The sequence below is a fragment of the Amycolatopsis sp. NPDC114503 genome (genome assembly GCF_055633655.1).
Window position 1 is genome coordinate 121,022 of the sequence record NZ_JBVKDT010000003.1, and the last position, 20,392, is coordinate 141,413.

Consider the following 20,392-nt stretch of genomic DNA (forward strand, 5'->3'; position numbering starts at 1 on the left):
CGTCCGGAGCAGACGTCGGGAATCGTCAAACCTCTGCCGGTCGTTCACACTGTAGTGTGACGACCGTCACGAGAGGTGCACGACCATGACTCTAGGCGACAACGAGGTCACCCAGTCAGTCCAAGCTTCCTCCGGCGACCGCCGGGTGCAGGTACGCCGGGCGGCCCTGGCCGGATCGATCGGCACCACCATCGAGTGGTACGACTTCTTCCTCTACAACACCGCCGCCGCGTTGGTCTTTCCCCATCTGTTCTTCCCCGCGTCGTCCTCCTATGCCGGGGTCATGCAGTCGTTCGCCACCTACGCGGTCGGTTTCGCGGCCCGCCCGGTCGGCGCGGCGATCTTCGGCCATTGGGGCGACCGGCTCGGCCGCAAGGCGACGCTCATCGTGACGCTCCTGCTGATGGGCCTGTCCTCGGCGGTGGTCGGCCTGCTGCCCGGCGCGGCGACCATCGGCGTCGCGGCCCCGCTGATCCTTGTCCTGCTGCGCCTGGTGCAAGGCATCGCGATCGGCGGCGAGTGGAGCGGATCGGTCCTGCTGGCCATGGAATGGGGCGACCAGCGCCGGCGAGGACTGCTGGCGAGTTTCGCACAGGTCGGCGTCCCGGTCGGACTCGTACTGGGCACCGGCGGGATGACCCTGCTGTCCGCGACGCTGTCCCCGGCCGCTTTTTCCTCGTGGGGCTGGCGAATCCCGTTCCTGCTGAGCCTGGTCCTGGTGGCGATCGGCCTGGTCATCCGGCTGCGCATCCTGGAAACCCCGATGTTCGCCGCCGCGGTCGCCGCCAAGCGCACCTCGAAAGCCCCGGTGAAGGACGTCGTCCGCCACCACTGGCGAGAAATCCTGCTGTCGGCCGGATTGCGGTTCAGCGAGCAGATGCCGTTCTACCTGTTCACCAGCTACGTCCTGGTCTATGTAGTGCAACGACCGGAATTCAGCAAAACCTTCGTCCTCGACGCGGTCCTGGTCGGCGCGGCGGCGGAATTGGTGCTGATCCCGCTGTTCTCCCAGCTCTCCGACCGAATCGGCCGCAAACAGGTCTATCTGACCGGCGCGGTGCTGACCGGAGTGATCGCGTTCCCGTACTTCACCGTGCTGACCCACAGCGGCCACGCGATGATCTTCCTGGCGATCATCGTGTCCCTGGTGGCGCATTCGATGCAGTACGGCCCGCAAGCAGCCCTGATCGGCGAAAGCTTTCCGACACATCTGCGCTACGGCGGCGCGGGATTGGGATATCAACTGGCGTCGGTGTTCGCCGGAGGCCCCGCGCCTCTGCTGGCGGTCTGGCTTCTGCACACCACCGGCACGCCGTACTCGATTTCGATCTACATCGTGGCTTCGGTCGTGGTGACCGTGGCGTGCGTACTGGCCCTGCCGGACCGTTCGAAGGCCGACATCGACGATCTCACCGTCTACACCCGCTGACTCACCGGGCGCGATCGACCACGCGGTAACGGAGGTGGGTGACGCCGCGGCCTTCGAGCCGACGCACCGGCTCCAGTTCGACCTGGCCAATTCCGGTCGGTTCGAACAGCCGCCGTCCCCCGCCCAGCAGCACCGGGATGAGATGGAGTTCCAGTTCGTCGAGCTGGCCTGCTGCCAGCAGGGCCTGTGCCGCTCCCGCGCCGTGGACCAGCACGGCGCGATCTCCCGCTTTCTCCCGGGCTTCGTCGGCGCACGCGTTGACGTCGGTGTAGAACTTCGCGCTGCCCGGCGGCTCGTCGCCCGGGTCGACGTGGTGGGTGAGCACGTGGATCGGGACGCCGTCGTGGTGGTCGCCGTGCCACCGCCTGGCCAGTTCGAACGTGCGGCGTCCGGAGATCACCGCACCGGTCGCCTCGGCCTCGGCGTACACCTCCTTGTTGACGCCTTCTTCCTTCCGATGGTCGAGCCAGTCGAACAGCCGGAATCCGTCGCGACCGAGTTCCTGGCCGGGCCGGTCGTCCGGTCCGGCGATATAGCCGTCGACCGACATGGACATGTACAGCCGCAGTGGTGTCCTGCTCATTTCTCAATCCTCTTCTCGGGAAAGTCTGCGGCGGTCATGCCGTCGCCGTGGCCTGCGGGCCACTGGACGAGTTCGATGCCGACGGTCTCGTAGCCGATCGCCGTGGAGAACGCCAATGACCGAGGGAGATCGGTCACCCGCAGTCCGATGCGCAGGGTCCTCATTCCAGTGCCTCCTTCGCGCTTTCACTGGTGCGTCGATCGGGGTCCGCCGGATTCGACAGCCGACACAAAAAAGGGGCTGCCACTCCGAAACCGGAGTGGCAGCCCCTTGGTGCTTGGTACGACGCGGTCAGCGCTGCGGCGGAGGTCCGCCCTGAGGTCCGCCGAACGGGCCCTGCTGCGGGAACGGCCCGCTTCCCGGTCCGGGTCCCTGCGGTCCGCCGAACTGCTGCGGCGGCGGTCCCTGGTACGGCCCGCCCTGCGGCCCCGCCGGAGGATGGGGCTGCGGAAGCGACTGCTGGTGCTGAGCGGGCGGCGGAGTGGCGGGCTGCTGCGGCCGCTCCGGCGGCGCGGGCGGCTCTTCTTCCTGGACCGGCGCGGGGGCTTCGGGCTTGGCGGCCGAAGCCCCGCCGATCGCCCGGCGCTCCGCCGACGCGCCCAGCGGACCGTCGACCTCCTTGCGCGCCACCGCTTCCGCGGCCGCGACGGCTTCGGCGACCTTCGGGTCGCTGCTGGTGTCGAACCAGCCGGCGACCTCGTCGTCGTCGAGGTCCGGCTTGGCCGGGGTGTCGTCCTTCGGCGGTTCGTAGCGGAACACGCCGTCGTCGCCGGGAGCGCCGAGCGCGCGGGCGAAGCCTTCGAGGGCCTTGCCGTAGTCGCTCGGGATCATCCAGACCTTGTTCGCGTCGCCCTGCGCCATCTGCGGCAGCGTCTGCAGGTACTGGTAGGCGAGGACTTCCGGCGTCGGGCGGCCTGCCTTGATCGCGGCGAACACCTTTTCGATCGCCTTCGCCTGGCCCTGCGCCTGCAGGTAGCGAGCGGCTCGTTCACCTTGCGCGCGCAGGATCCGCGACTGCCGCTCCGCTTCGGCGGCGAGGATCGCGGCCTGCTTCTGGCCTTCCGCGGCGAGGATCTGGCTCTGCTTCTGGCCTTCCGCGGTCTTGATCGACGATTCCCGCTGGCCTTCCGCGGTGAGGATCATCGCGCGCTTCTCCCGGTCGGCGCGCATCTGCTTCTCCATCGAGTCCTGGATGGAGGCGGGCGGCTCGATCGCCTTCAGCTCGACGCGGGCGACGCGGATGCCCCAGCGGCCGGTGGCCTCGTCGAGCACGCCGCGCAGCTGGGTGTTGATCGAATCGCGGGAGGTCAGCGTTTCTTCCAGGCTCATGCCGCCGACCACGTTGCGGAGCGTGGTGGTGGTGAGCTGCTCGACGCCGATGATGTAGTTCGAGATCTCGTAGACCGCGGCGCGCGAGTCGGTGACCTGGAAGTACACGACGGTGTCGATGTTCACCGTCAGGTTGTCCTCGGTGATCACCGGCTGCGGCGGGAACGAGACGACCTGCTCGCGCAGGTCGATCCGCGCGCGCACCTTGTCCAGGAACGGGACGAGGAAGGTCAGGCCGGGCGAAGCGACCGTGCGGAACCGGCCGAGCCGCTCGATCACCGCCGACTGGGCCTGTGGCACCACCATGATCGCCTTGACCACTGTGATGATGACGAACAGAGCCAGCAGTGCGACCACGACGATCGCTATTGTCGACAAGAGCGTTTCCCCTTACCTAGTACCGTTGTTCCTCGGACGGAGCCTCACGAGACGATGTCCACCACGGCCGTGGCGCCGGAGATCTCGACGACCGTGACGCTGGTGCCCGGGGCGATCGGCGGCTGCGATTCGTGCACGGCGCGCGCCGACCACACCTCGCCGCCGATTTTCACCTGGCCGGCATCGTAGTCCACAGTGGACACCACGACGGCCCGGGCTCCGACCAGCGCGTCGATGCCGGTGGGGATGCCCGACCCGGCGAGGAAGCGGCGTTTGAGCGCCGGGCGGGCCAGCGCGAGCAGCCCGACCGAGCTGACCGCGAACACGGCGACGTCGATGTAGATGTTGCCGGTGAGCGCTTCCGAGCCGGCTCCGAGCAACGCGCCGACGCCGAGCATGATCAGCACGAAGTCCCCGGAGATCACCTCCGCGATCATCAGGACGATGCCGATGATCAGCCAGATCAGAGCCGCTGCCATGCCCTCATGCTCTCAGATCGCGTCGTTTCGCACCGGGCAAACTACTCGACGTGACCGACGCGTGACCTTGGATTTTTCCGGCAAACCGGACACTACGGAGCGTCGTCGCCTGGTTCGGTCACGAAGTCGATGAGCCGTTCCACCGCGCCGATCAGCGGCGTTTCGAGATCGCGGAAGCTGCGCACCCCGGCGAGCACGCGCTGCCACCCCTCGTACGGTTCGCCCCAGCCGAGCGCGTCGCAGATGCCGGCTTTCCATTCGATGCCGCGCGGGATCTCCGGCCAGGCGCGGATGCCGACCGACGCCGGTTTCACCGCCTGCCAGACGTCGATGTAGGGGTGCCCGGTCACGAGCACCTGCTCGTCGCGGATCTGCTCCACCAGCCGGGACTCCTTGCTGCCCGCGACGAGGTGGTCGACGAGCACGCCGAGCCTGCGGCCGGGCCCGGTGCCGAATTCGGCGATCCGGTCGGCCAGGACGTCGACGCCGTCGAGCGGTTCCACGACCACGCCCTCGACGCGCAGGTCGTGTCCCCAGACGCGTTCGACCAGTTCGGCGTCGTGCTTGCCCTCGACCCAGATCCGGGAGTCGCGCGCGACCCGCGCCTGCAGGCCCTGCACGCGGACCGAACCGGACGCCGACACCTGCCGCGCGGGGGCGGCGGTCTTCTTGACCGGCACGAGCGTGACCGGCTTGCCCTCCAGCAGGAAGGCGGCGGGCGCGAGCGGGAACACCCGGTGACGGCCCTTGGCGTCCTCGAGGACGACGTTGCCGTACTCGATCTTCACCACCGCGCCGCAGTAGCCGCTGGCCGGGTCTTCGACCACGAGGCCCGGTTCGGCGGGGACCTCCGGGATCTTCCGCCTGCGGGGGCCGGACAGCACGTCGTGATAGCGCACGGTCGGGCACGTTATCGCCCGCGGCGGCCGGCCGTCCCGCCGCCACGCCGGGGACGGGCTGTTCTCGGCGCGGCGACGGGACGGGCTCAGCTCGCCATCCGCAGCACCGCGTCGGTGAACGGCGTCGGCCCGCCGCGGCGGAGCGGGCCCATCGCCACGAGCGGGGCGAGCGCGACGCACCACGCGCGCACCCGGTCGCCGTCCAGATGCGGGAGTTCGGCGATCCCGTCCTCCAGTTCGCCGCCGTCGGCCATCGGGAGCACTGCCCAGTCGACCGCGTCGAAGGCCGGGTCGCCGACGCACGGGCGCGGGTCGATCGCGACGGCTCCGCGTTCCGGCCCGGCGTCGAGGACGTTGCCCGGGTGCAGGTCGCCGTGCACGAGCGCGATCGGGCCGCTGGCGGCGAGTTTCTCGGACCGGGCCAGTCCGGTGCGCAGCGCTGCCAGCGGAAGGTGCGCTTCGGCCGGCGATCCGGCCAGGCGTTGCTCGGCGAGGCCGAACATGAACCGGACGCGTTCGAGCTGCGTCGGGAACGGCCCGGCGGCCGGGACGCCGTGCACGTCGGCGAGCAGTTCGCCGATCTGGTCCCAGGGAACGTCCGCGCCGCGTTCGGTGAACGTGTCCCCGGGTTCGAGTCCTTCGAGCAGCACGGCGCCGTGGTCTAGGTCGGCGTCGAGGATCTGCACGACCCGCGACAGTCCGGCCCACGAGCCCAGCGCGGTGGCCTCCGCGGTCGCGATCGCGCGGTCCGGGCAGAGTTTGAGCACCTTCAACGCGCCCTCGCCGTCGCGGCAGAGCAGAGTGCGGCCGGTGTTGCCGGGCCGGGCTTCGGACACGGTGAGGCCCCACTGGCGGCAGAGCCGGTCGACCAGTGCGGGCAGCGCGTCGCACCAGGCTTGCGCGGCCGGGCCGAACCGGCCCACGAGGCGGGCGCGGGCGGCGGCGTCCATCAGAGCGTTGTCCATCAGTTCCGCCATCAGAACAGCGGCCAGGGGATCGCGCGCCAGTCGTCGCCGGGCTCGGGGAACACCGCCTCGGCGAGCAGATAGTCCGTGCGCTGCGAAAGCGCCCGGATCTCGAAGGCGGTCAGGTGCTCGCCGAGTTCCGCACCGAGGCGGCCGTCGAGGTCCGCGCGAAGTTTCTGCAGTTTCTCGACGGCCTCGGAGGGCAGTTCCTCGCCGATCCAGCCCCACAGCACTGTGCGCAGCTTCGGGTCGGTGTGCAGGCAGATGCCGTGGTCCACGCCGTAGACATGGCCGTCGGTCGCGGCGAGCAGGTGGCCGCCCTTGCGGTCGGTGTTGTTGACGACGATGTCGAGGACCGCCAGTTCGCGCAGGTCCGGGTGATCGGCGTGGACGAGGACCGCCGGTTCGCCGAGCCGGTCGTGTGCGTGCAGCACGGTGCGCCAGCCTTCGGGGACTTCCTCGGGCGGGCACACGTCGACGACTTCGGCGTCCTCGTCGGTCTCGACCCACAGCTGCACCATGCCGGGCCCGAACGGGCCGTCGCGCAGCACGGTGGGCGGGATCGCGCCGAGGCCGCAGGCGTCGGAGATCATCGCGGTGGCGACCTCGCGGCCGGCGAGGGTGCCGTCCGGGAAGTCCCACAGCGGGCGCTCCCCCGACACCGGCTTGTACACGACTCGGCCGGTGACGCCGTCGAGTTCGATCGCGCAGAAGAGCGTGACGTTGGAGGCGTCGACCAGCCTGCCCTCGACGTCGATGCGGCCGCGGGAGACGAAATCGCGGGCGGCCGGATCGGCAGGCCCCGGCGGAGTGCTCGCCACGGGCGCCCTCAGTCCTCGGTCACGTCGACGTCGCGCCGGTACCCGTTCTGCCGCGGGCAGATGTGCCCGGCCGGGTCGAGCGGTTCGCCGCACAGCGGGCACGGCTTGCGGCCGGCGTTGACGACGCGGTCGGCGCGTTCGGCGAAGGCGCGGGCGGCGACCGGGGTGAGGAACACGCGGACCGCGTCCGGGCCCTCCTCGGTGTCGTCGAGCACGACCGTCTCGTCGATTTCGCCCTCGGTGATCGCGAGCAGTTCCACGACGACCGCGCCGGAGTCGGCGTCCCAGCCGAGCCCCATCGTGCCGACCCGGAACTCCTCCTCGACGGGCACCGCGAGCGGCTCGACGTCGACCTCGTCGTCGGGGGCCTGTGCGGGCACGTCGGCCCCGAACCGGCTGGCGACCTCCTCCAGGAGCGACCCGAGCCGCTCCGCGAGGACGACGACCTGCTGCTTTTCGATGGTGACGCTGATCGTCCGCACGTCCTCCGTCGCCTGGAGGTAGAAGGTGCGGTCGCCGGGCTCGCCGACCGTGCCGGCCACGAACCGGTCGGGCTTGCGGAAGACGTGGATTACGCGTGACATAGCGTCTTCGACCCTAGGCCACGCACGCATGATCGGCATCCGCCGCCCCGGGTTGAGGGGAGTTCGCGCGGGATTCCTGCGCGGTGCGTGCGGATCCGGACACGCAGCGGATCCTCGTTAGGCTTTCCGGGTGCCTCGCATCTCTCCTCATGGAACCTGGACCTCTCCCGTCACGGCGGCCGACGCGGCGGCTGCCGGCGGCGGCGCGCAATGGCTCGCCGCGGTCGACGGCGCACTCTGGTGGGCGGAGGCGCGGCCTGCCGAAGGCGGTCGCGTCGCGCTCGTGCGCGCGTTGCCCGGCGGCGGCGTCGAGGACGTGCTGCCCGCGCCGTGGAACGTCCGCAACCGGGTGCACGAGTACGGCGGACGGCCGTGGCTCGCGGTCGACGGCGTCGTGGTGTTCACGCATTGGGCCGATCAGCGGGTGTACGCGCTGAAGGACGGCGAAGTCACTGCGCTGACGCCGGAACCGGCCTCGCCGCAAGGCGTGCGGTACGGCGACCTCCGGCCCGGCCGCGAGGGCGAGGTGTGGGCGGTCCGCGAGCGCAGCACCGGGCCGCGGCGCACCGACATCTCCCGCGAGCTGGTCGCGATCCCGCTGAACGGCTCCGCCGAACGGGTGCTCGTCGAAGGGCACCGGTTCTTCACCGCTCCGCAGCTGTCGCCGGACGGCGCGCACGCCGCGTGGATCGCGTGGGACCACCCGGCGATGCCGTGGGACGGGACCGAGCTGTTCGTCGCTCCGGTCGCGGCCGACGGTTCGTTCGGGGACGCGCGCGTGCTGGCGGGCGGGCCGGAGGTCGCGGTGTGCCAGGTGGCGTGGGAGACCGCGGATCAGCTGCTCGTGCTCGCCGACCCGGACGGCTGGTGGAACCTGCACCGGGTCGGGCTCGACGGCGCGACGGTCAACCTCGCGCCGGTGGAGCGCGAGCTGGGCGGGCCGATGTGGAAGCTCGGCACCAGCTGGTTCGCCCCGCTGGGCGGCGGGAAGCACGCGGTCCTCGACTCCGGCAAGCCGGCGATCCTCGACGAGAGCGACGGTTCGGTCGCGCGGATCGACACCGAGCTGACCGTGTGGTCGTCGATCGGGCTGGTCGCGACGCCGGACGGGATCGCCGGGATCGCGGGCGGGCCCCGGCACGAGAGCGCGGTCGTGGTGCTGGACCCGGACACCGGGAAGTGGCGCGCGCTCACGCCGCAGCCGGCCTCGCTGCCGCCCGCGGAGTACCTGCCGGTGCCGCAGGAGCGGGTGTTCACCGGGCCGGACGGCGCGGACATCCCGGCGTACGTGTTCCCGCCGACGAACCCGGACTTCGTTGCGCCGGAAGGCGAACTGCCGCCGTATGTGGTCCACGTGCACGGCGGGCCGACCGGGCACAGCGACGAATCGCTCGATCTGGACTTCGCGTATTTCACCAGCCGCGGCATCGGTGTCGTCGCGGTCAACTACGGCGGCTCCACCGGGTACGGGCGCGCGTTCCGGGAGCGGCTGCGGGAGCAGTGGGGCGTGGTGGACGTCCGCGACTGCGCGGCGGTCGCCGAAGCGCTGGTCGCGGAAGGGATCGCCGACCGGGCCCGCCTCGGCATCCGCGGCGGCAGCGCGGGCGGGTTCACCTCGGCCGCGTCGATCACGATGACCCACACCTACGCGGCGGCGACGGTGAAGTTCCCGATCCTCGATTTCGCGGGCTGGACCGGAGAGGGCGGCGAAACGCACGACTTCGAGTCGCAGTACCTGGTCAGCATGGTCGGCCCGTATCCGGAAGCGGCCGACCGGTACTGGGAGCGCTCGCCGATGACGCACGTGGGCTCGCTGGCCGGGCCGGTGCTGTTCCTGCAGGGCCTGGAGGACGAGATCTGCCCGCCAGACCAGGCGGACCGGTTCGTCGCCGGCATCGACGGCAGCGGGATCCCGCACGCGTACCTGCGGTTCGAGGGCGAGCAGCACGGTTTCCGGAAGGCGGAGACGATCGTCGCCGCGCTGGAGGCGGAACTTTCCTTCTACGGCCAGGTGTTCGGCTTCGAGACGCCGGACGTGCCGCGGCTGGAGCTGTCCCGATGAGGCCCGCGAGACTCTCCGCCGGGGACACCGTCGCGCTCGTCGCGCCGTCCGGGCCGGTGCCGCAGGACCTGCTGGACGCCGCGCTGCCGGTGCTCCGCGGCTGGGGCGTGAAGGTGCGGATCGGCGCGGTAGTGCGGGCTTCCGGCCAGTCCTATCTTTCGGCGCCGGACCAGGCGCGGGCGGCGGAGTTCGCCGAGGCGTGGCTGGACCCGGAGGTCCAGTGCGTGCTCGCGGCGCGCGGCGGCTACGGGGCGCAGCGGATGATCGATCTGGTGGATTGGGCCGCGTTGCGCGCCGCCGGACCGAAGGTGCTGGCCGGCTCGAGCGATGTCACCGCGCTGCACCGGGCCGTGCACACGCACCTGGACCTCGCCACGTTGCTCTCGCCGATGCCGTCGAGCGTCCTGTTCGACGAAGCCGCGTCCGAACACTTGCGGCGGACGTTGTTCGAGCCGGATCACGCGCGGGTGCTTCGGGCCCGGGAGCCGGACGTGGTCGTGCCCGGCCGCGCGCTGGGCGTGCTGGTGGGCGGGAACCTTTCGCTGCTGGCGTCCGGGGTCGGGACGGCCGAGCAGGGGTCCGCGCGGGGCGGGATCGTGCTGCTGGAGGACGTGACCGAGAGCCCGTATCGGATCGACCGGATGGTGACGCAACTGCTGCGTTCCGGCTGGCTCGACGGCGTGCGCGGGATCGTGCTGGGTTCGTGGGCCGCGTGCGGCGACCCGGCGGAGGTCCGGGAACTGCTGTCGGAACGCTTGTCGCCGCTCGGGGTTCCGGTGCTGAGCGGGTTCGGCTTCGGGCACGTGGCGGGGTCTCCGACGCTGCCGCTCGGGGTGTCGGCCTCGCTCGACACCGAACTGGGCACCCTCACCCTCGACTCCCCCGCGCTGGACTGAGCCGGATGCGACTGTCCACTGTGGAAACCCGGGCGAGGTTCGCGGCGGCGCGGGTGGCCCGGCTCGCCACAGCGGACAGTCGCGGGGCGCCGCATCTGGTGCCGGTAACGTTCGCGGTGCGCGACGACACGGTTGTATTCGCGGTCGACCACAAGCCGAAGAGCACGACGGCGTTGCGGCGGCTGGCGAATATCGCCGAGAACCCGGCGGTGTCGTTCCTGGTCGACGAGTACGACGAGGACTGGTCGCAGTTGTGGTGGGCCCGTGCGGACGGGGTGGCGCGGATGGTCTCTGACGCTTCGCGGGCTTCGTATGTCGGGTGGTTGACGGAGAAGTACCCGCAGTACGCGGAGCGGCCGCCGGAGCATGCGGTGGTCGTGACCGAGGTGCGGGCCTGGCGGGGTTGGGCGGGTTCGTAACACTGGACCGAAGTCTCACGATCTTTCTCCCGAAATGGGGAGGATCATGCGGATTGCGCTAATAATGACCGGTCTTGTGCTGCTGGTCGCGGGGTGTGCGGCCGAAACCCCGGCGGCGGCCCCGGTGCCGGAATCCTCGCCGCCGTCCAGTTCCGCACTAGCGTCAACTTCCGCCGCCCCGACCGTCAAGGACCTGACGAAGTATCTTCCGAGCGAAGAGCAGTTGTCGGCGGCCCGTGTCCGCAGTCAGCAGAAGCCCCTGCCCTACGTCGTCGGCGCCAACACTCCCCTGCGCATCGTGCGGGCGTGCGGCGCGGACCAGCCGTGGGATTCCGCCGTGCAGAACGGCGCGCAGGCGATCTCGGTGACGGACCAGGTGCAGATCGGGGAACTGCTCGCGGAGTACCGGGGCTATTCCGGCGAGCAGGTCGTTTCCGGCCTCCGCACCGCGCTGAGCTGCGGGCAAGCAGTGGTCAAGGACGAGCAACTCGCGATGAGGACCCGGTTTTCGCTCCCCGGGGTCGCCGATCCGCAGTTCGGGTTCTGCGGTCAGGTCGGGGCCAGAGTGGCCGCGTGCGTGGTGGTGCTCGGCCACGGCAACCGCGTTCTGGCGCTCACTTCCGCCGGCTGGCGCGCGAATGCCGCAGAACAACAGGCCGAACTGACGCGGCTGGCCCCGACCTTCCTCGCGGCCTTCGACCAAGACTGACGATGGCGAAACGACGCTACGTCGCCCGGGGCGTGCCCGGCGGGTACCAGATCTGGGACAACCGTGCCCGCCGCTGGTGGGGCGATCACTACCAGCTCTGCCCGGACGATCTGGTCGCCGCGCTCAACAGCGGGGCGGAGCACGCGACGATCACCGCGCTGATCAATCGGTACCGGGCGGCGAAGCGGTGAGCCGGAGTCACCGGGTCTGAGCCAGGGCCCCGAAATACCCGGTCCGCCACAGGATCCTCGTGCGGACTTCGGTGATGCGCCAGCCCTTCCCCGTGTCCCGCAGGTCCGCGGTGACCACGCCGCCCGCGGTGAACGCTCGATCCTCCATCCGCACGGTGACCGGGCGGTCTTTCCACAGGTGGATCGCGACGAGGTTCGCCCGCACCTCCGCCGTGGGGCCGTCGAGTTCGACGTCGTGGCCGGTCAGCAGGTGCTGGCTCGCTTCGAAGCGGGCGAAGCTGCGGGCATGGCTGTCGGCGATGTCCGCCGGTCCGGCTGTCTCGGCGCCGTTGGGGCGCACGATTTTCCCGTCCGGCGCGAAGATGCGCTGGAAACGCGGGGCGTCGAACTGCCGCTCGTCGACCGCGCGGTAGTAGCTGTTGAAGGTGCGGATGATGCGGGACGTGGCGAGCAAGGCGTCGAGTTCGTGCTGATCCGTTTCCTGCACCGGCTTCTCCCTCGGGGTTCCGCTGTCTCGGTTCATCGTTCCGGGCCGGGCCGGCGTGACATCGTGCGCTTGACCGCGTTCGGAAAGACTCTTACCTTTGACCTGCCAGACATCGGATGTACGACGCCGCCGGCCGATGTGCCCCTTTCGTTCCTGTTCGGAAAGGACACTCCGTGATGCCGGAATCTCCTGGTTTCCCGCGCCGTGCGGCGCTGCGCACGATCGTCGGTTCGGCGCTCGCCCTCCCGCTTCTGACCGGTCCGCTCGCTCATTGCGCCACCGCCGCGAGCCCGTTGTGGCATCCGGACCCGGTGAAGGACGGGCTGAAGGCGTTCGAGGGCGTCGAGGCCGATCGCGGCGGGCTGCATCCGGACCGGAAGTACGTGACAGTCGAGGGAAATCACTACCGGTTCGCCATCTGGCGCGACGACCGCGACACCACCGGCGGCGGGGATCGGCAGCGGACCGAGACGAAGGGCATGGTGCAGAACGGTTCCGCGCTGAAGATGCGCGACGGCGAGACCTGGACGCTGTCGTATGAGATGTTCATCCCGGCGAGCCTGCACGGCACGAGCCGGTTCACGCACATCTTCCAGACCAAGACCCCGGCGACGAACGAGGGGCCGTGGGTGACGCTCGATCTGGTCCGGGACGGCGGCGTGGAGATGATTTCCGCGCGGGCGTACGCGAATCCGGGCTCGCCGTCGATCGCGGCGGCGAAGCTGGCTCCGTTGCGGGACAAGTGGATCACGATCGAGTGGACGCTGACGCCGGGCGACGCGGGCGCGGCGGCCTGCGTGATCCGCAGCGGCGCCGGTGCGGGCGCGCCGGTTGCCGCGCGGGGCAGCAAGACCGGGGTGAAGCTGCCGGCTCAGGGCGACTATGTGCGGCCGAAGTGGGGCATCTACCGCTCGGTCGAGAGCGACCAGGCGGACATTCTCGACACGTACCTGCTGTTCCGGAACTACCGCGCGGACCGCAAGTAGCCCGGGCGAACGGTGGTCCCGGCGAGAAGCCGGGACCACCGCTTCACGAGGACTTGGCGGGAGCGTCCGGGAGGAATTCCTCGTCCTTGGGCTTCTTCCGCCACGCGGCGACGAGCCCGAGCGGGTCCGGGCGCAGCAGCGACGCGGCGGCGTACAGGCTGACCACGACGACGATCGCGATGAACCACCAGTCGTAGAGCGCCTGCTCCCCGGTCGGGTAGTACACGAGGGTCACGAACACCGAGATCGCCACGATCGCCGACAGGTTCCGCCGTTCCCACGGGAACGCCGAGATCAGCACGAAGCCCCAGGTGAGGTACCACGGCAGGGTCGGCGGCATGAGGATCGCGACGGCCAGCAGCGTGATCGCGGCGCGGTAGACGGCTTCCTTGCCGCCGCCGCGGGCGAGCCACCACTGGCGGACGCCGAACACGACCAGGCCGACCATCGCGATGGCGCGCGCGACGGTGACGAACGGCGAGGGCTGGACGGTCGCGACGATGTGGACGAGGTTGTAGACCGCCTCGCCGATGCCGCTGGGGAAGTTCAGCCAGTTGGTGATGAGCTGCGGGGCCTTGAGCCCGGACCACCAGCCGAGGTTGAGCGACCCGAGCGAGACCCAGGTGCCGACGACGAACACGGGCAGGAACAGCCCGACCGCCGCGGCTCCGGCCTTGAAGAAGTTCTTCGTCTTCGACGGGCCCCGCATGTCCGCGGCCCACATCCAGACCATGAACGGCAGCGCGACGGCGGCGGTCGGCTTGATCAGCATGCCGATCGTCACGAGCACGACCGCGACGACGTGTTTGCGCTCGAGCGCGGCGAGCATCCCGATGGTGAGGAAGCCGAGCATCATCAGGTCGTTGTGCGGGCCGCCGAAGAGGTGGATGACCATCATCGGGCTGGCGACCGCGACCCAGAGCGCGACCGGGAGCTTCCCGCCGAGGTGCTTGACGAGCCGGGGCAGCGCCCACAGCGTCATGCCGAGCCCGACGAGCAGGACGAGCCGGGTGAGGATGACGCCGGCGATCATGTGGTCCTGGGTGATCGCGACGATGCCCTTGGAGATCAGCAGGAACAGCGGGCCGTACGGGGCGGGCGTGGTCTGCCACAGCGGGTGCACGTTCTGCACGACGTTCGGCAGCACGGGCAGCTCGGCGGGGCCGTTGGCGTACGGGTCGAGCCCGTAGAGCAGCTGCGCGCCCTGGCCGAGGTAGGAGAAGACGTCGCGGGTGAACAGCGGCGGCGACACGATCAGCGGCGCCATCCAGCACAGCGCGGCGATCAGGATCGGCTTGCTGCCGATGCGCCCGGCGAGCGCGTAGCGGCCGAGCCGGACCCACGCCCACACGACGAGGCCGAAGCCGCTGTAGAGCAGCGCGTTGGCGAGCGCCCGGCCGTGGCCGTAGCGGATCCAGGACAGCGGGCCGTGGCCGATGACGGGGTCGCGGATGAGGATGCCGCCCGCGCCGAGCGCGGCGAGCATGAGAAGGGCGCTTCCGACCGTGCCCATCGCGATGGTCCGGTAGGGGAAGCGCGCGGGCGTCAGGAACTGCCGGTCGAGACTGCCGGCGTTCGGCTGCGCGTTGTCGGTAGTGGTGGCCATTTCGATCCAGGAGATTACCGGGTGCAGTCGGCCCGCCCCGCACGGGCTCCGGGCGCGCGGGGCTTCGGCGCGCGCCCGGAGCGGACTGCGGTCAGGCCTCGGCCGCGGTCCGCTGCGCGGTGCCCCCGGGGAGCGCCGCGAGCAGCGACTTCGTGTACTCGTGCTGCGGGTCGAGCAGGACTTGTTCGACGGTACCGGTCTCGACGAGTTCGCCGCGGTACATCACCGCGACCCGGTCGGCGATGTTCCAGGCCAGGCCCAGGTCGTGGGTGATGACGAGCGCGGAAAGACCGAGCTGGCGGCGGAGCCGGAGCAGCAGCGCGAGGATCTCGCCGCGCACCGACGCGTCGAGCGAGGCCACCGGCTCGTCGGCGAGCAGCAGCGACGGTTCGAGCGCGAGTGCTCCGGCGATGACGACGCGCTGGCGCTGACCGCCGGACAGCTCGTGCGGCAGCCGGTCGAGGAATTTCTCCGGCGGGCGCAGTTCGGCGGATCCGAGCGCTTTGAGCACGACGTCGCGTTCGTCCGGCAAACCGTGGATGCGCGGGCCTTCGGCGACCGCCTCGTACACCGTGTGGGCCGGGTTCAGCGCGCTCGTCGGGTCCTGGAGCACGAGCTGGACTTCCCGCCGGTAAGCGCGCAGCCCGGCCCCGCCCGACGGCACCGGTTTGCCCGCGTAGCGGACCGCGCCGGAGTCGGGCTTCTGCAGTCCGAGCAGCGTTCGCGCGAGGGTGGTCTTGCCGGAGCCGGACTGGCCGACCAGCGCGACGATCTCGTCCCGGCCGACCTGGAGGTTCACCCCGTTGACCGCGTGGATCCGCTTGCCCTTGCGGTCACGGAACGTGACGTGCAGGTCCTCGGCGGCGAGCAGCGGCGCTTCGCCGGGGCCAGCGCGTTCCTCCGGTTCCGGCGGCAGCGGCGTCGCGGTGGCCGGGGCGTAGCGCGAGACCGGGTCGCCGACGGTCGGGAACGCCGCGGCCAGGGCGCGGCTGTGTTCGTGCTGTGGCGAGGACATCAGCTCGGCGCTGGGGCGTTCTTCGACGACTTCGCCGTCGTACATCACCGCGATGCGTTCGCAAGTGGCGGCGAGCACGGACAGGTCGTGGCTGATCATGATCAGCCCGATGCCGCGTTCGGCGACCAGTTTCGACAGCACCGACAGCACCTGGGCCTGGACGATGACGTCGAGCGCGGTGGTGGGTTCGTCGGCGATCACCAGCCGCGGCTCGCACGCCAGCGCCATCGCGATCATCACGCGCTGCTTCTGGCCGCCGGACAGCTCGTGCGGGTACGCGCCCGCCCGCGAGCGCGGCAGGTCGACCTGTTCGAGCAGTTCGGTGACGCGCGCCTGTACCTGGGCTTCGGACTGCGCTTTGCCCTCGGGCGCGTGCAGCCGGATCGGTTCGGCGATCTGCTCGCCGATGCGGCGGACGGGGTTGAGCGCGTGCATCGCGCCCTGGAACACCACCGACGCCTCGGCCCAGCGGACCGCGCGCAGCCGTCCCCAGCGCATCTCGCTGACGTCCTCGCCGTCGAGCAGGATTTCGCCGGTGATCTTCGCGCTGCGCGGCAGGAGCCGGAGCACGCTCATCGCGACGGTGGACTTCCCGGAGCCGGACTCCCCCGCGACGCCGAGCGTGCCGCCCGCGTCGAGGCGCAGGTCGACGCCGCGGACCGCGGGGACGTCGCCGCCGCCGGTGCGGTAGGTGACGCCGAGGTTTTTCAGTTCGAGCAGCGCGGTCACGAGTGCCGTCCTTTGAGCCGCGGGTTCAGCACGGTTTCGAGGCCGCGGCCGACGAGGGTGAACATCAGCACGACGAGCACGATCGCGATGCCCGGCGGGAGGAGGTTCCACCAGGCGCCGCGGGTGACCGCGCCGTTGTTGAGGGCGGTTTCCAGCATCGCGCCCCAGGAGATCGAGGTCGGGTCGCCGACGCCGAGGAACGAGAGGGTGGCGTCGGCGATCACCGCGTTGCCGACCACCAGCGTGGTGTTGGCGAGCACGAGCGGCGCGACGCCGGGCAGCACGTGTTTGGCGACCACGTGCAGGTGTCCGCCGCCGAGCGCGCGGGCGCGTTCGATGTACGGGCGGCTTTCGATGGTCAGCGTCTGGGCGCGGACGAGCCGGGCGGTGCTCGGCCACGCGGTGACGCCGATCGCGACCACGATCGTCCAGACTCCCGGCCGCAGCACCGCCGACAGCGCGATCGCGAGCACCAGCGAGGGCAGCACGAGGAAGAAGTCGGTGAACCGCAACAGGATCGCCGACACCCAGCCGCCGAAGTGCGCGGCGGTGATCCCGATCAGGGTGCCGATGCAGACGCTGAGCACGGTCGCCGAGAAGCCGACGAGCAGCGAGAGCCGGGTGCCCCACACGGTCATCAGCAGGACCGAGCGGCCGTCGATGTCGGTGCCGAGCCAGAACTGGCTGTCCGGAGGGCTGAGCGGTTTGCCGGTGACGCGCGTGACGTCGAGGCCGCTCTGGTCGCTGATCAGCGGCAGCAGCAGAGCCAGCAGCACAGTGAGCACGAGCAGGCACAGCCCGGCGAGCGCGGCTTTCTGCGTGGCGAATTCGTGCCAGGTGCGGGCGATTCCGGCGCGGCGGCGGCGCCACGCGATCGCGCGGGCGCTTTCGGCGGGGGTTCCGGTGGCTGCGGTCATGCGGTACGCACCCTCGGGTCGAGCACGCGGTAGAGCAGTTCCGCGAACAGGTTCATCAGGACGACGGCGCTGGCGAGGACGACGACAACCCCTTGCAGCACCGGCAGATCCGGGCCGTGCAGCGCGTCGTAGGTGAGCTGGCCGAGTCCGGGCCAGCTGAACACGGCCTCGACGGTGACCGCGCCGGACACCACCATGCCGAACTGCATGAAGACCAGCGTCACCGTGGGCAGCAGCGCGTTCGGGACCGCGTGGCGCCGCCGGACGAGGTCGTCGCGGAGGCCTTTCGCGCGGGCGGTCGTCAGATAGTCGGCGTCCATTTCGCCGCGCAGCGACGAGCGCATCACCAGCATGTACTGCGCGTAGAACACCGCGAGCAGCGTCAGGCACGGCAGGACCAGGTGGTGCAGCACGTCGAGGCCTTGGGCGAAGAACCCGGGCCCTGCGTCGGGCGAATGCATGCCGCGGCTGGGGAACAGCCCGTTGGTGGCGACGAGCAGCAGCAGGCCGAGCCAGAACTGCGGGACCGACCAGAGCGTCAGCGCGATCCCGGTCTGCGCGCGGTCGAAGAAGCTGTCGCGCTTCCACGCCGCGCGGATGCCGAGCCACAGCCCGAGCGCGACGGCCAGGACGGTCGCGCTGCCGACGAGCAGCACGGTCGGCCAGAGCCGTTCGCCGATCATGTCCAGCACCGGGCGGCGTTCGATGTAGGACTCGCCGAAGTCGCCCTGGAACAGGCCGACGAAGTAGTTCCCGAATTGCGCGAGGATGGGCTTGTCGATGCCGAGCCGGTCGCGCAGTTCGGCGATCTGGCCGGGGTCGGTGGGCCGTTCGCGGGCCATGAACGCGACCGGGTCGCCGGGCAGCAGCCGGAAGAGGAAGAACCCGAGGACGATCACCAGGAAAATGCTGGCGACCGCCTCGGCGATCTTCGTGAGGACGAACCGGAGCGTCCCGGTCCCGCCTCGGCGCTCGTCGGGGTCGGCGAGCACCGAGGCCTGGTCGGGAGCTATCGCTTGGCTCACGCGCTTTACTCCCGGTCGTCAGCGGATTTGCCGCGGCGGGACAGCGCGATGCCGCCGCCCACGAGCACGACGAGCGCCACTGCGCCGACGACGATCCACACGGTCGTGCCGGAACCGCTGTCCGACGAAGCGGCCGAAGCGTCGGCCGGGACCGCGCCGTAGACGCCCCAGTAGGCGGTCTGCTCGAGGATCGACCCCTCGGGCTGGGGCTGCTTGCCGAAGGAGGAGAACTTGTCGGAGCGGTAGGCCTCGAGCGAGTTGTCGTAGTCGAAGACGACGTTCACGGCCTGGCTGTAGAGCCGCGCCTGAGCCTGCTTCACGTAGCCCGCGCGGACGCCCGGGTCGGTTTCGGCGAGCTGCTTGGCGTAGAGCGCGTCGTACTGCGGGTCGCAGAAGAACGTGTCCGTGGTGCCGCCCTTGCCCTCGGCGTTCGGCCGCGCGGCGCAGGTGTGCAGGGCCAGCGAGTAGTCCGGGTCGGGGTTGTTCGCGTAGCCGGAGATCGCGAGGTCGTAGTTGCCCGCGTTGGTGCGGTCGTTCAGCTCGTCGTCGGAGACCAGTTCCTGCTTCACCGAGATGCCGATGTCGTGCAGCCAGCCGGTGACGTACTGGGCGAGGCGCTGGTCGGGCGCGCGGTTCGCGTGCCCGGTGAGGCGCAATTCGAGGCGCGCGCCGCCGGGCGCGGTGCGGATGCCGTCGCGGCCCTTCGCGTAGCCGGCCGCGTCGAGCGCGGCGTTCGCGGCGGCGAGGTCGAACTTGCGCGCCTCCCCCGGCGCCGGATCCCAGTGGTAGGCCGAATAGATCGGCGGGATCACGCCGCCGCCGGGCTGGGCGTAGCCGCCGGCGACCTTGTCCACGATCGTCTTGATGTCGATCGACTGCGCGATCGCCTGGCGCACCCGGATGTCCTTGAGCACCGGGTTGCCGTTGCCGATCGGCTTGTTCTCCGAGTTCTCGACGCCGAAGTTGAGGTTGATTTCGTTGTAGCGGCGGCCGGGAGCCTTGTTCAGCTCGATGTTCGGCTGGCCCTTGAGCGCGTCGAACTGGGTCGGGGTGAGCCGGTTGATCACGTCGACCTCGCCCTGCTTGAGGGCGTTGACGGCGGCTTCGACGTCCTTGAACACCAGCAGCTGCAGCTCGTCGACCTTCGGCGCGCCGCGCCAATAGTCCTTGTTGGCCTTGAACTTGACGTACTCGTTCTGCTTGTACTCGGTGATCTGGTACGGCCCGTCGTCGACGCCGACGACCGGGATGGTGTCGGTCTTCGGGTCGCTGAGGTCCTTGATCTGCGACCACACGTGCTCGGGCACGATCGGGACGTCAAGCAGGTCCATCGACGACTGCACGGTTTTGGTCTTGATCACCAGCGTGGCGTCGTCCGGCGCGGTCACCGACTGGAAGCTCGCGACGTAGTTGCCGTTCGCGGTGCGCGCGGTGGCGTCGGTGAGCATCCGGTTGAAGGTGAACGCGGCGTCCTTGGCGGTGACCGGCTGCCCGTCGGACCACTTCGCGCCCTTGCGGATCTTGAACGTCCAGGTCAGCTTGTCCGGCGACGTCGTCCACGATTCGGCGAGCGCCGGGGCGGCCTCGGCCTTGTCCTGCGACGGGATCGTCAGGAACTCGTAGATGAAACGGCCGACCTGCGTCGACGCGGCGAGCCCGGCGGTGAACGGGTTCAAGTGGTCGATACCAGTGGTCAACGCGACCCGCAGCACCTTCGGCTGCGCCTGCTGCTGCGCGGTCGCAGTGCCCGCCAACGGCAGAATCGCCAGCGTTCCTGCCATTACGACACCGAAAACGCGGCGCAACCCGTGCCGCCTGTGCTTATTTCGCACTTGAGAACCACCCCATCGTCAATCCCCGACCCCAGAGACGAAAAGTAACCA

21 protein-coding genes are annotated in these 20,392 nt (G+C 70.3%); 7 read left to right on the plus strand and 14 right to left on the minus strand.

Features of this window, described 5'->3' with window-relative positions; translation table 11 throughout:
* Positions 1 to 85: 85 nt before the first annotated feature.
* A complete protein-coding gene (locus tag ACZ7OI_RS13255; protein WP_470264433.1) occupies positions 86 to 1,429 on the plus strand; it encodes an MFS transporter in 1,344 nt (447 codons plus the stop codon).
* Between the two features lies 1 nt (position 1,430).
* Here the strand turns inward: ACZ7OI_RS13255 and ACZ7OI_RS13260 are convergent, their stop codons facing one another.
* From ACZ7OI_RS13260 to ACZ7OI_RS13295, 8 genes are all read right to left on the minus strand, one after another.
* Positions 1,431 to 2,012: a dihydrofolate reductase family protein gene (locus ACZ7OI_RS13260; protein ID WP_470264434.1), complete on the minus strand. Its 582-nt coding sequence runs from the start codon at positions 2,010 to 2,012 to the stop codon at positions 1,431 to 1,433.
* Positions 2,009 to 2,176 carry a hypothetical protein gene (locus tag ACZ7OI_RS13265; protein ID WP_470264435.1) on the minus strand — a complete coding sequence of 56 codons (168 nt, stop codon included), beginning with the start codon at positions 2,174 to 2,176 and terminating at the stop codon, positions 2,009 to 2,011. Before ACZ7OI_RS13265 ends, ACZ7OI_RS13260 begins: the two co-directional genes overlap by 4 nt.
* Before the next feature lie 127 nt (positions 2,177 to 2,303).
* Positions 2,304 to 3,647: an SPFH domain-containing protein gene (locus tag ACZ7OI_RS13270; RefSeq protein ID WP_470265170.1), complete on the minus strand. Its 1,344-nt coding sequence runs from the start codon at positions 3,645 to 3,647 to the stop codon at positions 2,304 to 2,306.
* Between the two features lie 116 nt (positions 3,648 to 3,763).
* Complete coding sequence (locus tag ACZ7OI_RS13275) at positions 3,764 to 4,198, minus strand: NfeD family protein (protein WP_470264436.1); 435 nt, start codon at positions 4,196 to 4,198, stop codon at positions 3,764 to 3,766.
* Positions 4,199 to 4,290: 92 nt separating this feature from the next.
* A complete protein-coding gene (locus ACZ7OI_RS13280) occupies positions 4,291 to 5,097 on the minus strand; it encodes a DUF3097 domain-containing protein (RefSeq protein WP_470264437.1) in 807 nt (268 codons plus the stop codon).
* Positions 5,098 to 5,183: 86 nt separating this feature from the next.
* Complete coding sequence (locus tag ACZ7OI_RS13285) at positions 5,184 to 6,062, minus strand: phosphotransferase (RefSeq protein WP_470264438.1); 879 nt, start codon at positions 6,060 to 6,062, stop codon at positions 5,184 to 5,186.
* A gap of 11 nt (positions 6,063 to 6,073) precedes the next feature.
* Positions 6,074 to 6,883 carry an SCO1664 family protein gene (locus ACZ7OI_RS13290; RefSeq protein WP_470264439.1) on the minus strand — a complete coding sequence of 270 codons (810 nt, stop codon included), beginning with the start codon at positions 6,881 to 6,883 and terminating at the stop codon, positions 6,074 to 6,076.
* A gap of 8 nt (positions 6,884 to 6,891) precedes the next feature.
* Entirely contained in the window at positions 6,892 to 7,467 is a 576-nt protein-coding gene (locus ACZ7OI_RS13295) for a DUF3090 domain-containing protein (RefSeq protein ID WP_116200612.1), read from the minus strand.
* Positions 7,468 to 7,597: 130 nt separating this feature from the next.
* On the opposite strand from ACZ7OI_RS13295, the gene ACZ7OI_RS13300 reads away from it, so the two are divergent.
* From ACZ7OI_RS13300 to ACZ7OI_RS13320, 5 genes are all read left to right on the plus strand, one after another.
* Entirely contained in the window at positions 7,598 to 9,529 is a 1,932-nt protein-coding gene (locus ACZ7OI_RS13300; RefSeq protein ID WP_470264440.1) for a S9 family peptidase, read from the plus strand.
* Complete coding sequence (locus ACZ7OI_RS13305; protein ID WP_470264441.1) at positions 9,526 to 10,425, plus strand: S66 peptidase family protein; 900 nt, start codon at positions 9,526 to 9,528, stop codon at positions 10,423 to 10,425. The genes ACZ7OI_RS13300 and ACZ7OI_RS13305 overlap by 4 nt, the downstream gene beginning before the upstream one ends.
* 5 nt (positions 10,426 to 10,430) lie before the next feature.
* Positions 10,431 to 10,844, plus strand: coding sequence for a TIGR03668 family PPOX class F420-dependent oxidoreductase (locus ACZ7OI_RS13310; RefSeq protein ID WP_470264442.1), 414 nt, complete (start codon positions 10,431 to 10,433; stop codon positions 10,842 to 10,844).
* A 64-nt stretch (positions 10,845 to 10,908) separates the two neighbouring features.
* Positions 10,909 to 11,553: a hypothetical protein gene (locus tag ACZ7OI_RS13315; RefSeq protein WP_470264443.1), complete on the plus strand. Its 645-nt coding sequence runs from the start codon at positions 10,909 to 10,911 to the stop codon at positions 11,551 to 11,553.
* 2 nt (positions 11,554 to 11,555) lie between these two features.
* A complete protein-coding gene (locus tag ACZ7OI_RS13320) occupies positions 11,556 to 11,744 on the plus strand; it encodes a hypothetical protein (RefSeq protein WP_470264444.1) in 189 nt (62 codons plus the stop codon).
* Positions 11,745 to 11,751: 7 nt separating this feature from the next.
* On the opposite strand, the gene ACZ7OI_RS13325 is transcribed toward ACZ7OI_RS13320, so the two are convergent.
* Positions 11,752 to 12,231, minus strand: a complete 480-nt coding sequence (locus ACZ7OI_RS13325) for a nuclear transport factor 2 family protein (protein WP_470264445.1) — start codon at positions 12,229 to 12,231, stop codon at positions 11,752 to 11,754.
* 176 nt (positions 12,232 to 12,407) lie between these two features.
* On the opposite strand from ACZ7OI_RS13325, the gene ACZ7OI_RS13330 reads away from it, so the two are divergent.
* A complete protein-coding gene (locus tag ACZ7OI_RS13330) occupies positions 12,408 to 13,217 on the plus strand; it encodes a hypothetical protein (protein ID WP_470264446.1) in 810 nt (269 codons plus the stop codon).
* Positions 13,218 to 13,260: 43 nt separating this feature from the next.
* Here ACZ7OI_RS13330 and mptB read toward each other — a convergent pair whose 3' ends face one another.
* The 5 genes from mptB to ACZ7OI_RS13355 form a co-directional block, all read right to left on the minus strand.
* Positions 13,261 to 14,823 (minus strand): polyprenol phosphomannose-dependent alpha 1,6 mannosyltransferase MptB, encoded by a 1,563-nt coding sequence (mptB, locus tag ACZ7OI_RS13335; protein WP_470264447.1) that lies wholly within the window; start codon positions 14,821 to 14,823, stop codon positions 13,261 to 13,263.
* 91 nt (positions 14,824 to 14,914) lie between these two features.
* On the minus strand, positions 14,915 to 16,567 hold the full coding sequence (gene nikE, locus ACZ7OI_RS13340) for a nickel ABC transporter ATP-binding protein NikE (protein ID WP_470264448.1): 1,653 nt from the start codon (positions 16,565 to 16,567) through the stop codon (positions 14,915 to 14,917).
* Positions 16,564 to 17,484, minus strand: coding sequence for an ABC transporter permease (locus ACZ7OI_RS13345; protein ID WP_470264449.1), 921 nt, complete (start codon positions 17,482 to 17,484; stop codon positions 16,564 to 16,566). Before ACZ7OI_RS13345 ends, nikE begins: the two co-directional genes overlap by 4 nt.
* Entirely contained in the window at positions 17,481 to 18,509 is a 1,029-nt protein-coding gene (locus ACZ7OI_RS13350) for an ABC transporter permease (RefSeq protein ID WP_470264450.1), read from the minus strand. The genes ACZ7OI_RS13345 and ACZ7OI_RS13350 overlap by 4 nt, the downstream gene beginning before the upstream one ends.
* Positions 18,510 to 18,514: 5 nt before the next feature.
* On the minus strand, positions 18,515 to 20,290 hold the full coding sequence (locus ACZ7OI_RS13355; protein ID WP_470264451.1) for an ABC transporter substrate-binding protein: 1,776 nt from the start codon (positions 20,288 to 20,290) through the stop codon (positions 18,515 to 18,517).
* Positions 20,291 to 20,392 lie beyond the last annotated feature (102 nt).

Coding starts and splice junctions, on each gene's coding strand:
- ACZ7OI_RS13305 (WP_470264441.1), top strand. CDS start 9,526: ATGAGGCCCGCGAGACTCTCCGCCGGGGACACCGTCGCGCTCGTCGCG.
- ACZ7OI_RS13260 (WP_470264434.1), bottom strand. CDS start 2,012: ATGAGCAGGACACCACTGCGGCTGTACATGTCCATGTCGGTCGACGGC.
- ACZ7OI_RS13320 (WP_470264444.1), top strand. CDS start 11,556: ATGGCGAAACGACGCTACGTCGCCCGGGGCGTGCCCGGCGGGTACCAG.
- mptB (WP_470264447.1), bottom strand. CDS start 14,823: ATGGCCACCACTACCGACAACGCGCAGCCGAACGCCGGCAGTCTCGAC.
- ACZ7OI_RS13275 (WP_470264436.1), bottom strand. CDS start 4,198: ATGGCAGCGGCTCTGATCTGGCTGATCATCGGCATCGTCCTGATGATC.
- ACZ7OI_RS13285 (WP_470264438.1), bottom strand. CDS start 6,062: ATGGACAACGCTCTGATGGACGCCGCCGCCCGCGCCCGCCTCGTGGGC.
- ACZ7OI_RS13295 (WP_116200612.1), bottom strand. CDS start 7,467: ATGTCACGCGTAATCCACGTCTTCCGCAAGCCCGACCGGTTCGTGGCC.
- ACZ7OI_RS13355 (WP_470264451.1), bottom strand. CDS start 20,290: ATGGCAGGAACGCTGGCGATTCTGCCGTTGGCGGGCACTGCGACCGCG.
- ACZ7OI_RS13255 (WP_470264433.1), top strand. CDS start 86: ATGACTCTAGGCGACAACGAGGTCACCCAGTCAGTCCAAGCTTCCTCC.
- ACZ7OI_RS13265 (WP_470264435.1), bottom strand. CDS start 2,176: ATGAGGACCCTGCGCATCGGACTGCGGGTGACCGATCTCCCTCGGTCA.
- ACZ7OI_RS13310 (WP_470264442.1), top strand. CDS start 10,431: ATGCGACTGTCCACTGTGGAAACCCGGGCGAGGTTCGCGGCGGCGCGG.
- ACZ7OI_RS13270 (WP_470265170.1), bottom strand. CDS start 3,647: ATGGTGGTGCCACAGGCCCAGTCGGCGGTGATCGAGCGGCTCGGCCGG.
- ACZ7OI_RS13345 (WP_470264449.1), bottom strand. CDS start 17,484: ATGACCGCAGCCACCGGAACCCCCGCCGAAAGCGCCCGCGCGATCGCG.
- ACZ7OI_RS13315 (WP_470264443.1), top strand. CDS start 10,909: ATGACCGGTCTTGTGCTGCTGGTCGCGGGGTGTGCGGCCGAAACCCCG.
- ACZ7OI_RS13330 (WP_470264446.1), top strand. CDS start 12,408: ATGCCGGAATCTCCTGGTTTCCCGCGCCGTGCGGCGCTGCGCACGATC.